General features: G+C 66.8%; 14 protein-coding genes. 8 read left to right on the top strand and 6 right to left on the bottom strand.

Annotated features, from left to right (window positions below; all coding sequences use genetic code 11):
• Window positions 1–444: RNA polymerase sigma factor (locus V7787_RS50765; RefSeq protein WP_336095119.1), on the top strand; the 444-nt coding region annotated here is incomplete at its 5' end.
• Between the two features lie 39 nt (window positions 445–483).
• Entirely contained in the window at window positions 484–1,143 is a 660-nt protein-coding gene (locus V7787_RS50760; RefSeq protein ID WP_336095118.1) for a hypothetical protein, read from the top strand.
• Between the two features lie 27 nt (window positions 1,144–1,170).
• Here V7787_RS50760 and V7787_RS50755 read toward each other — a convergent pair whose 3' ends face one another.
• Window positions 1,171–1,485 carry a metalloregulator ArsR/SmtB family transcription factor gene (locus tag V7787_RS50755; protein ID WP_336095117.1) on the bottom strand — a complete coding sequence of 105 codons (315 nt, stop codon included), beginning with the start codon at window positions 1,483–1,485 and terminating at the stop codon, window positions 1,171–1,173.
• Between the two features lie 154 nt (window positions 1,486–1,639).
• Entirely contained in the window at window positions 1,640–2,659 is a 1,020-nt protein-coding gene (locus V7787_RS50750; RefSeq protein ID WP_336095116.1) for a fatty acid desaturase, read from the bottom strand.
• Between the two features lie 158 nt (window positions 2,660–2,817).
• On the opposite strand from V7787_RS50750, the gene V7787_RS50745 reads away from it, so the two are divergent.
• Entirely contained in the window at window positions 2,818–3,123 is a 306-nt protein-coding gene (locus tag V7787_RS50745; protein WP_336095115.1) for a GIY-YIG nuclease family protein, read from the top strand.
• Between the two features lie 114 nt (window positions 3,124–3,237).
• On the opposite strand, the gene V7787_RS50740 is transcribed toward V7787_RS50745, so the two are convergent.
• Window positions 3,238–3,627, bottom strand: a complete 390-nt coding sequence (locus tag V7787_RS50740; RefSeq protein ID WP_336095114.1) for an MAPEG family protein — start codon at window positions 3,625–3,627, stop codon at window positions 3,238–3,240.
• 36 nt (window positions 3,628–3,663) lie between these two features.
• On the bottom strand, window positions 3,664–4,656 hold the full coding sequence (locus V7787_RS50735; protein ID WP_336095113.1) for a zinc-dependent alcohol dehydrogenase family protein: 993 nt from the start codon (window positions 4,654–4,656) through the stop codon (window positions 3,664–3,666).
• A 438-nt stretch (window positions 4,657–5,094) separates the two neighbouring features.
• Here V7787_RS50735 and V7787_RS50730 point away from each other — a divergent pair, with 438 nt between their 5' ends.
• From V7787_RS50730 to V7787_RS50710, 5 genes are all read left to right on the top strand, one after another.
• Complete coding sequence (locus V7787_RS50730) at window positions 5,095–5,661, top strand: hypothetical protein (protein ID WP_336095112.1); 567 nt, start codon at window positions 5,095–5,097, stop codon at window positions 5,659–5,661.
• Window positions 5,662–5,674: 13 nt separating this feature from the next.
• Window positions 5,675–6,277 (top strand): hypothetical protein, encoded by a 603-nt coding sequence (locus V7787_RS50725; protein WP_336095111.1) that lies wholly within the window; start codon window positions 5,675–5,677, stop codon window positions 6,275–6,277.
• Between the two features lie 13 nt (window positions 6,278–6,290).
• Window positions 6,291–6,899 (top strand): hypothetical protein, encoded by a 609-nt coding sequence (locus V7787_RS50720; RefSeq protein WP_336095110.1) that lies wholly within the window; start codon window positions 6,291–6,293, stop codon window positions 6,897–6,899.
• Between the two features lie 125 nt (window positions 6,900–7,024).
• On the top strand, window positions 7,025–7,249 hold the full coding sequence (locus V7787_RS50715) for an RNA-binding S4 domain-containing protein (protein WP_336095109.1): 225 nt from the start codon (window positions 7,025–7,027) through the stop codon (window positions 7,247–7,249).
• Between the two features lie 27 nt (window positions 7,250–7,276).
• Window positions 7,277–8,839, top strand: a complete 1,563-nt coding sequence (locus V7787_RS50710) for a hypothetical protein (protein ID WP_336095108.1) — start codon at window positions 7,277–7,279, stop codon at window positions 8,837–8,839.
• On the opposite strand, the gene V7787_RS50705 is transcribed toward V7787_RS50710, so the two are convergent.
• Window positions 8,831–9,820 carry a hypothetical protein gene (locus V7787_RS50705; RefSeq protein ID WP_336095107.1) on the bottom strand — a complete coding sequence of 330 codons (990 nt, stop codon included), beginning with the start codon at window positions 9,818–9,820 and terminating at the stop codon, window positions 8,831–8,833. The genes V7787_RS50710 and V7787_RS50705 overlap by 9 nt on opposite strands.
• A gap of 110 nt (window positions 9,821–9,930) precedes the next feature.
• On the bottom strand, window positions 9,931–10,954 hold a 1,024-nt coding region (locus tag V7787_RS50700), incomplete at its 5' end, for a hypothetical protein (protein ID WP_336095106.1).

Below are 10,954 nucleotides of genomic sequence, written 5' to 3'. Positions count from 1 at the left end.
GTCTACAAGGTCGCCAACAGCTATTGCCGCGGCGAGGAAGACCGCGCCGACCTCGCCCAGGAAATCGCCGCGCAGTTGTGGCGCGCGTTCCCCGGCTTCGATCCGGCGCGCAGCTTCTCCACCTGGATGTACCGCATCGCCCTGAACGTGGCGATCTCGCACGTGCGCGGCGACGCGCCGCGCCAACGCAGCTCGGTCGCGCTGGACGAACAACAGCACGACCTGGCCGACGAACGCGCCGCCGATCCGGAAACCGAGCAGCGCCTGCGCGCGCTCAATCGCCTGATCGCCGCGCTGGAGCCGCTCAATCGCGCCTTGTTGCTGCTGTATCTGGAAGAACGCAGCTACCGCGAGATCGGCGAAGTGCTGGGCCTGAGCGAAACCAACGTCGCGACCAAGATCGCCCGGCTCAAGCAGCGCATCCGCAACGATCTGGCCGATTGACCGACCGCCCCCTCAACCGTTTCCGCGAGCGCGACGACCATGGAATTGAACGATCTCAAACTGGCCTGGCAGGAACTCGACCGCAAGCTCGAGCGCCAATACTCGATGGATCTGTTGCGTCTGCGCGAGGAACGCGGGCAGCGAATCAAGTCCGGCTTGCGCCCGCTGGCCTGGGGCCAGGCGCTGCAGATGGCGTTCGGGGTGGTCTGCGTGATTCTGGGAAGCGTGTTCGGCCTGCGTTACCTGGGCACCGCGCATTTGTTCGCGTTCGGGCTGATCGTGGGCGTGTACGGCATCGCCCTGATCGCCTGCGGCGGCGCGATGCACGCGCTGCTGGCCGACAACGACTACACCGCGCCGGTGGTGACGATCCAGAAGCGTTTGGCGCGCCTGCGCGAGACCTATGTCCGCAGCGGCCTGGCGGTGGGACTGGTGTGGTGGCTGCTGTGGATGCCGTTCCTGAGCGTGCTGATGATGACGTTCTTCGGCGTGGATCTGTTCCGCAACGCGCCGGCGATGTTCGCCGTCGGCGGCGCGATCGGCGTGGCCGGCTTGCTCGGCAGTTGGGGGCTCTATCGCTGGTCGCGCCAGCCCGGCCGGCCGCGCCTGGCCAAGTGGGTGGACGACAGCGTCACCGGCGCCAGCCTGCTGCGCGCGCAGGCGGTGCTGGAGGAGATCAAGCGATTCGAGCGCGAGTGAAACGCGCGGACGACAGCTGGCGAACGCTCAGCCGGCCGCCTTCTTGGCGCGCCGGCTTTCGCGTTTGAGCGGGCCGCCGACCGGGCAGATTTCGAACGCGAACTGGCTCAGGGTGTTGACCAGATTGTCCGGCACCAGCTTGTAGACCACGAACTGGCCGCGGCGCTCGCTGCTGATCAGCCCGGCGTTGACCAGCACCGACAGATGCCGCGACACCGCCGGCGCGCTCATGTCGAAGCGCGCGGCGATGTCGCCGGCGCTGAGCTCGCGTTCGGACAGAAAGGCCAGGATCTGCCGTCGCGGCGAGGAGGCCAGGGCTTCGAAGATCTTGTCCTGCATCATGGGAGCACCGCCGCGGAAGGGCGCGCGCCGGGGCCGGCGCGGGTGCGCTTATAGTGATGCTTATTTAACTAAAATGCTAATTGTTTTGGGCCCGGGCTGGCGGCCCTCACCCCAACCCTCTCCCGCCAGCGGGAGAGGGAGCGGACCGGTCGCTTCAGGCTCTGGCACGCTTGGGGAAACCCACCATCCGCTGCAATTCCTCATCCCACAGCTTCATCCGCGCGCACTTCAGGCTCGACCACAGGGTCAGGCGCGGCGCCGCCTGCAGCAGCGGGCTGGATTCGAACGCCTCGCGCAGACGGTAGTTGGGGATGCGGCTGGCCAGATGGTGGATGTGGTGGTAGCCGATGTTGCCGGTGAACCAGTGCACGATGCCCGGCAGGTCGTAGTAGGAGCTGCCGGCGATCGCCGCCTCGTGCGAGTCCCACTCGCCCTTGCGGGTCCAGTAGGCGTCTTCGAAGGTGTGCTGGACGTAGAACAGCCACACGCCGGCCGCGCCGGCCAGCAGCACGATCGGCAGATGCACCATAAACACCGTGTGCCAACCGATCGCGAAGCCCATCGCGACGATGATCGCCGCCAGCGCCAGGTTGTTGAACAGCACGCTGGCCCACTCGCGCTTCCAGGTGAAGGGCAGATCGAACGGGAAGCGGTGCTTGATGACGAACTGGTAGACCGGGCCGACGCCCAGCAGCACCGGGATGCTGCGGTACAGGCGGTAGCTCAGGCGGCCGAGCCAGGAGCGGGCGCGGTACTCGGCCACGGTCAGGGTTTCGATGTCGCCCATCTCGCGCCGGTCCAGATTGCCCGAGGTGCCGTGGTGGATGGCGTGGGTCTTCTTCCAGTAGCCGTACGGGAACAGGGTGACCACGCCCAGACAGCGGCCGACCAGATCGTTGGCGCGGCTGTTGGCGAAGAACGAGCCGTGGCCGCAGTCGTGCTGGATGATGAAGGTGCGCACGTACAGGCCCGCGGTCGGGATCGCCATCAGCAGGGTCCAGCCGTAGCCCCATTCGCCGATCACGCTCCAGGCCATCAGCACCCACATCGCGGCGAACGGCACCAGGGTGTTGACGAGCTGCCAGACGGCCCGCCCGAGTTGCGGCTTGGCGAAACGTGCGCAGAGCTGACGCAGGTTGGCTACGGAATGTTGCGGTTCGGCGTCGGCGTTCAAGCGGCAACTCCAGAGAGGACTCCGCATTGTGGTGAGCGCGCCATGTCTAGGCAATGACGTTCGCCAGCGTATGGTTGTGATGAACCGCGAGGTTCGACCAAGGCATGACATTCGTAAGCCGCGCCGCGGCTTGCGGCGGCCGCGCTAGGCTATGGCGCATGTCGCCCTGGTACGTCTATGTCATCGAATGCCGCGACGGCAGCCTCTACACCGGCGTCGCCGTGAACGTGGAGCGCCGCTACGCCCAGCACGCCGCCGGCAAGGGCGCGCGCTACACCCGCTCGCACCCGCCGCTGCGCCTGCTGGCGCGGTTCCAGCACCCCGACCGTTCGTCGGCGCTGCGCGCGGAGTACGCGATCAAACAACTCAGCGCCCCGGCCAAACGGGCCCTGTGTGCGAACGCGGCCGAATCCGCGCCGGCCGGCGTGCAAGATTCCGCCGCCGCCGAATCGGTCCCGGCCTAAGCGGCGCCACAAAACCGCGCAGCCCCCCTTCCGTCATTCCGGCGAAAGCCGGAACCCATTTTGACTTTGCTCTCCCCGGCGCCACCGGAGCCGCAAAGACTCCCCCAGCCCGTCTCAGAACAGCGCCCACAACAGCTGCAACAACCCCCACAACCCAACCGCCCAGACCGCCGAGCGCAGATAGGGAACCCCCGCCGCATACACCGGCACATAAACCACCCGCGCCCAGAAATAGACCTGCGCGCCAAGCGCACTGGCCTCATCGCCGCGCCCGCTCACACTCACCGCCAACACCAAGGCGGCGAAAAACGGGAAGGTTTCCAGGAAATTGCGCCAGGCCCGTTCCATCCGCGCGGCCACCCCGGTCAAAGGCTCGGCCACGCCGTCGCGCGCGCTGGCGTTCCAGCGCACGCCGCGCTGGGCGGTCATGAAAGCGGCGTTGACCAGCAAGTGCACGATCCCCAGCGCGATCGTCCAGACCAGCATCTGCAGTTCGGTACTCATCGATGCCTCGCCTCCATCCAGCCCGCAGCCGCCGGCTTACACCGGCCCGTTGGGCAGAATCAGAATCTTGCCGGCGCGCTCGCCGGCCGCCGCGGCGATCACCGCGTCCTTGATCCGATCCAGCCCGTAAGTGGCCTGCACCGGCACGTGCAACTCGCCCGCGGCGACCCGGCGGGTGATCTCGCCGAACACCTCCGCGCGCCGCGCCGGGGTCGCGGTCTGAAACCAGCGCGACAGCCAGAACCCGCGCAGGCTGACATCGCGGAACACGAACGAGGCCGGCGAAATCTGGCAGGCCTCGCCGCTCATCGCGCCGTAATTGACCACCACCCCGCCCTCGCCCAGCGCCTGGGCGATGTGCTGGGTGGCCAGCCCGCCGACCGCATCGATGCCGAGCTTGATCGGCGTCTTCTGGGTCGCCTCGCGCGCGCGCTTGCCCAGGTCGTCGCCATCGACCAACACCACATCGCCGCCGGCCGCGCGCACCGCCTCGACCGCCGACTCGCGCCGCACCACATTGACCGTGCGCAAGCCGCGCGCCTTGGCGATCTGGATCAGGTAAGTGCCCACCGCCGAGTTGGCCGCGTTCTGGATCACCCAATCGCCCGGCTGCAACTCGACGATCTCGCTGAGCATCAACAGCGCGGTCGGCGGATTGATGGTGATCATCGCCAGTTGCTTCGGATCGGCGCCGTCGGGCAGCGCGATCAGGTGTTTGGCGGCGGCGACCATGTGGGTGGCCCAGGTGCCGCCCTGGATCGGCAGCAGCACGGTCTGGCCCGGTTTCAGCTGGGTCACCTCCGGGCCGACTTCGGCGATCCGGCCCACGCCCTCGTTGCCGCCGACCGCGGGCAACGGCGGCAACAGGCCGTATTCGCCAGTCAGGGTCAGCACGTCGGAGGGATTGATCGGCGCGGCCAGCACCTCGATCAGGACCTGCCCCGCGGCCAAAGGCGGCGCCTGGAACTCGACCGCGTCGATCACGTCCTGCGGTACCGGACCGCGTTGTTCGTACAGGGCTTTCTTCATCGCCGTCCTCGTTGTGTGGCCAGTGGGGGCATCAGCGCGCGACGGTTTGGCGAGGCCCGACCGGACCAGCCACCGGGCTGCATACCCGAGAGTACGCTGGTGCCGGTGCAAACGTCTCGCCCGCAAGTCTCAGCGCGGCGTCTGCGGCACGGGTCGGTCCAGGCCGCAGCGGTACGGCGGCAGGCAAGGCACGGTCGGTGCGCGACCTGCGACACCGGCCCGAGCCTCGCGGCGAACCGCTTTGCTTCGCACGTCACGACATCGCAAACCGGCCATTCGAAAACGCGACATCGTTAACAAGGCGCCGGCTGGCTTTGCGCCGCGCCGATGTTCCAATGCGTCTCCGGCGCACGGGGGAGTCCAACAGGGGGCCACGCCGGAACTCACGACGTCGCCGTGCCCGTCACGGCGACGCGGCATTCCCCAATGAGGCCCGTCATGATCGACAAATACAAAGCGACACTGCTGGCGCTCGCGCTGGCGGTGCACCCCGCCGCGTCTGCGCAAGAAGGAAGAATCTGGCTGCCCGAAGTCTTTCGCACCAGCGCCGCGCAAGCCCAGGAAATTCCCATCGGCTACGCGTCGACCGCATCGCCGCAACGCACCGTGGTCTACAGCCTGGGACCGCTGTGGTACGACAACCGCTGGTCGCCCTATGTGGAAGCGCAGTTTCACGTCGGCGTGACCAAGCCATGCGCCGGCGCGGTGCGCCTGGGCTACTACATCGTTCGCGCGAACAGCCCGCAGGGCACGGCCGGCTTGTACCTAAGCCGGTACGCCGTGATCGATTTGCCGGCGACACCGACCGACCGGCCCAGCCACCACGCGATCTCGCAACTGGCCGGCCACATGGCCCAGCCCGGCGAACTGGAGATCAAGAACGCCCACTACAACGTGGTGATGTTCGCCGATTCCTACGACCGCGCCTGCGTCGGCGCCACCTTGCAGATCAAGGGCAAGCAGACCCACGAACACGCCGGCGAATTGACCGTCGCCAACCGATGACAGGAGGCCAGAGATGATCCGCAAGTCCGATCCGCGACCGCTGTTGCTGATACTGGCCTGTTTGGCGACGGCCCGGCTGCACGCGCAGCCGTATCCGCAGAATGCCTATTACCGAACCGTGACCGAGACGTCGCGGGAAATCCCGATCGGCTACGCATCGACCGCGTCGCCGCAACGCAAGATCGTCTACAGCCTGGGGCCGATCAACGTCCGTCCGGCCCGTTACAACCGCCTGAACTACGTCGATGTGAGGTTTCAGGCCGGCCTGACCAAACGCTGCGCCGGCACCGTGCGCCTGAGCTATTACATCGTCCGCGCCACCCGCCCCGATTCCACCGACGGCTTGTACGTCAGCCGCTTCACCGTGATCGATCTGCCGGAGCGGGCCAGCCCGCCGGACAACCGCCCGCTGCGGCCGGAGGAAGGAATCGACCATTCGATTTCGCAATCCTCGGCCTACGCCTATCCCCACAATGCGCCGCGGGTCAGCAACTCCTACTTCAACGTGGTGATGTTCGCCGATTCCTACGACCGCTCCTGCATCGGACAAGCCCTGCGGCTCAAGGGCGACGACGCCCACGAGTACCACGGCGAACTGGTCGTCAAAAACTTCTGATACGAGGCCCGAGATGATCGATACGCGCAAACCGGTAGTGCTGTTGCTCGCAGCTTCGTTGCTGACGGCCTGGGTGTTGCAGGCGCAGGCGCAAACGCGCTCGCGCTCGGGGCCTTACTTCCATCGGACCACCAGCGAGAAAATCCAGCAAATCCCCATCACTCAGGCGCAGACGGGAACGCGCCAGCCGCTGGTGCTCTACAGCCTCGGCCCGATCGACCTGACCGACGACATCCCGCTCACCATCGAAGTGCGATTCCAGGCCGGGCTCACCAAGCGATGCGCGGGCAGCGTGCAGCTGGGTTACTACGTGGTCCGCGAGAAAAGCGCGCAGGCCGTCGATGGAACGTATATGACGCCCTACGCGATCAAAGACTTGCCGCAACGGCCGAGCGCGCGCGAGAACCTGCCGCTGCATCCCGACGAAGGGATCAATTTCTCGATCTCGCAGCACTCGATGTTCCAGCGCGGGATCGACGATCCGCCTGCCACCGACACGCACGTGAACGTGGTGGCGTTCGCTGAATCCAACGACAGCTCGTGCATCGGCCAAACCTTGCAGGTCAAGGGCGGCGACGTTCACGACTACCACGGCGAACTGATCGTCCAGCAATACCATTAAGCGCCCCTCTGCGGAGCCCCGGGTCGCCCGGGGCTCCGGTTGCGCGAGCGCTGCTCCGTCCACGCGCGTCTTGCGCCCGGGCGCCGCCGCTGCGACCCTGTGCTGCCCTCACCCGTCGCCGCCCCATGCAACCGATCCGTTTCCCGCTCGACTCCAGCCACGAACACGTCGAACTCAACCAACTGCTCAAGCTGGTCGGGCTGTGCGACAGCGGCGGCGCCGGCAAGGCCCTGGTCGCCAGCGGCGTGGTGCGGGTGGACGGCCAGGTCGAACTGCGCAAGACCTGCAAGATCCGCGCGGGGCAAACGGTGCAATGCCACGGCGCGACGATCCACGTGGTCGCCGGCTGACGCCGGCCGCGCAGACGGATCTGCCCCATGGACCACGGCGTTCCATCCAACCCTACCTCGGTGCCGGCGGGCTGGCGGCATCTGTTGGCCGCCGGGATGATGACGTTGTTCGGCAGACCCTCGTTCGCGGTGGCCTACGACGATGCGGTCGAGGACCTGTTCGAGCTGACGCCATCGCGCCTGCTGCAACTGGCCGATCGCATGTACGACATCTCCGACTACTACTCGCAGCCCGCGGGTTGTCCGAGCGGTGTCGTTCGCCTGGACACGTTGACCCCAACCCCGCGGCTGGCTCAGGCCTGCTTGTTCGTAGCGTCTTGCGACGACAGCGGCTATAAACGCGAACCCGCGCTGCGCGAGCTCGCGGCATATCCGGGCCGATTGGCGCTGGCCGCCGCGCTGATCGGCTGCAACGATTGGGTCGGGCCGGTGCAGCGCGCGGCCGAACAACTGCTCGACCGTTTGCTCCAGCATGACGATGCGATGTTGTTCGAAGCGCTGGAACTGACGCTGCGCCTGCGCGCGCGCATGTGTTTCCGCAAAGGCGTCTGGACCCGCCGGATCGAACCCAGCCTGCGCGCGCCGCGGCACGCCCTGGCGCGCTGGCAAGCCACCGCGCATCCCTCGCCGCTGGTGCGCGAATGGGCCTACGCGGCGGTACGCGAATGCGATCCCGAACGCGCCGAGCAGGCCGTCGTCGCCGCCTTGCTCGACCCCCACCCGCACATCGCGCTGCCGGCGCTGCGCGCCATCGACACCGATCTGGCTCCGGCCCAACGCGATGCGGCGCTCGCCCGCACCAATACATTCGCGCACTTCGCCGTGCGTATCGAAGCCCTGCGCAAAGTCCAGCAATTCGCTATCGCCGACGCGCACTCGGTGCTGTGGACGGCATTGACCGACCGCTCGCCCTCGGTGCGCGGGATGGCGCGTTACCTGCTCGACAGCGGCTACGGCGAAGGCGAAAACGCCATCGCGTTCTGGCGCGAGCTCGCCTCAGATCCCGACGGCCGCCACGCACGCAAGGCGCTGATGTCGCTGAGCAGCTGGGGCCGGAGCGAGGACGTGGAATTGTTCGTGCGCTGGTTCGGCCATCCGCATCCGAAAGCGCGCAGCCACGCCCTGCAAGGGTTGATCCTGGCCAAGGCGCCGCAACTGGCGGGATTGATCGCGCAGGCACTGGGTTCGGCCGCCTACGTGCTGTTCGAACCCGCCTTGAAAGCCGCCCGCCACGGCCGCGCGCCGGTGTCGGCCGCCGCGCTGCAAGAGGCGTGGACGCTGCAAACCTCACCCGAACTACGCGCGCGGCTGGTCCAGGCCGCGCCCACGCTCGACAAATGGGAAGAACTGGAATTCCTGCTGCGCACGCTGGCGCAACCGCAAGCCGAAGGCGTGCAGGCCGCGCTGGTGCAAGGACTGCGGAATTGGGCCAGCGGCGCGGCCTATCGGTTCGGGCGGCTCGACCCGGCAAAGCTTCCGAGTTTGCGCGCATCACTGCTGGCGCTGGAAACAGAACTGCCTACCGAGGTGTTCAAACAACTCCGGCAACAGCTCTTCGCTGTCGTCGCGGACGATAGCGCTTCACCTTGATTGCCCGTGCGCCGATCGTTCGAGCAAGGCTGCGTCCAACGCCATTTGCGCCTCGGCCGGATTGAAAAACGGCCGAACGACCTTTACCGAACGCAAAGAAGCGGCCGACTCGCCGCATCCCTCCTGACTCCATAGAGCGCGCGATTGTTCCGGGCCGACATCGGAGACTTGTATGCGGCCTTGGATTTCACCCGCTTTCATGTCCAACAGCTCGCCGATACTCAGACCTTGATTGCTGCCTTGGCCGAGGACGAATCGATAATCGGTGCTGCAATCGCCCTCTTCCTGACGACGCCCGACCGTCGCTACCTCAAGCACCCGGATCGGTTCCGGCGCCAAACGCACGCCAGCCAAGGGGCCGTTCGGAAGTTGCGGCAAGCCGGACACGGGTTTCAACTCATCGCCTTCGCGCAACAACGCAAGAGCCGGCGGCCTGACGATACTGTGCACTCTCGGCTCGTATCGGAGATTGATCTGCTCGGCGAACTGCGGCAACCGTTCGGCATCAACCAGATACCTTCGCTCTCCCCAACGGATCGGCACCAGCGCGGCTGAGACGAACGGAATCCGCGCGCGAAGGGTAAATTCGCTCCACTGCGCTTGAATCGAGCCATCGGCCCCGGTTCGCAACGGAGCTTCCAGTTGTACTCCGCTGTCGACCACATCGGTACCGTAGAGCAGGACTGCGCCGGACTTCGGGGCAACCGACATGCGGATAAACGCAAACCCGGACGACCACACATAACGGCCAGCCCACGTGTCGCCCGAACCGAGCTCGCCCACTTCCCGCAAGATCAGCCGCTCCCGCTGTTGCGCGCGAAGGGTTCCGGCATCAGGGTTCTCATCGACGATCATCGCCAGCGGTTCTACTTCGCTCAAGCCGGCGACAGACGTACCAGAGCGGCTCGCCAGCGCCGCCACGGCGAGCGCTCCCGCGATCGCGACCACCAGCAAACCGCAGGCCCAGGCGATCCTGCTCACGCTGACTTTCGATCCAGTCCTGTTCCGCATGCTTTGTCTCGTGCCCACATGGTCGGATTCGATTCTTCGCTGGTTCGCCGGCTTTGCGCGATTCCAACGGCCAAGCCGACTCACGCCAACGGCAAATCCCGATCGGCCTTGCACATCGTATCGTGCATCCGCTGCACGCCCTGCGTCGCCGACACGTAGTCACGACTCCCCAGCGCCTCGACGAATCGGCACGCCGCGTAGCCTTCCGACTTGCGCTCGTACTCGGCCACCCAGCGCTCGCGTTCGGGCATGCGCTCGGGCGCTATCGGCCACAGGCCGCTGCGCGGCGGCATGCGTTGGCGAATGCCGATGCGCCAGGGTTTCGGGCTCAGCCGCGCGCGGAAGCAATGTTGGCGCTGGCACAGCAAGGCGTAGTACGAGTCGGCGCCGATGGCCTTGAAGAATTCCGGCACGGTCGGGTCGAGCGGATCGAACAGCCGATGCATGGCCAGCAGGCGAAAGCCGTTGGGAGTGCGGTACACCCGCAAATGCCAATCCGGATTGGCCGCGACGAAGGCATGCACCGGCGCCATCGCGCGCGCTTCCGGGCCGCCCTCGCCGGTGCGGTGGCGACGCGCCATCGTCGCCCGCGCGATCCGCGAGAACAGCCACAGCAAGACCAGGAACGACACCACGCCTATCCAGGCCTTGATCCAGAATCCGCTCGCCACGCCGACGGCCAGCGCGATCCAGAAATGCCACGCGCGCCAGCCCGAGGCCGGCGGCGCGAAATCGATGTCGGCGAACAGGACGTTCGGCGAATTCAAACAGCGCGCGCCGTAGCTGTTGCGGGTGACCACGCAGTCGCCGTCGCGTTCGACGACCGGTTCGCGGATCGGCAGACCTTCGGCGTCGTAAGGCACCCGCGGGTCGCGCTTGGCCAAGGACTCGCCGGCGAGGATGCGGTCGAACGCTTCGCGGGCGCGCGCATCGGCCATCGCCTGCGCGTCGGCCAGGCTGGTGTCGGACCAACCGAAGCGACGCACCGTAAGCGAATGCCGCCCGGAGACATGCCCCCTCCCAAACCTCTCCCCAACCCGAGCCTCCGCCCAAAACTCCGGAACGATCATCGCCATGCCTGCCTCCTTGCTCAATCGCCCGATT

This window comes from Pseudomonas sp. CGJS7, from assembly GCF_036961695.1.
Note: the sequence above shows the minus strand (reverse complement) of the source record. Positions and strands in the feature narration are given on the sequence as shown.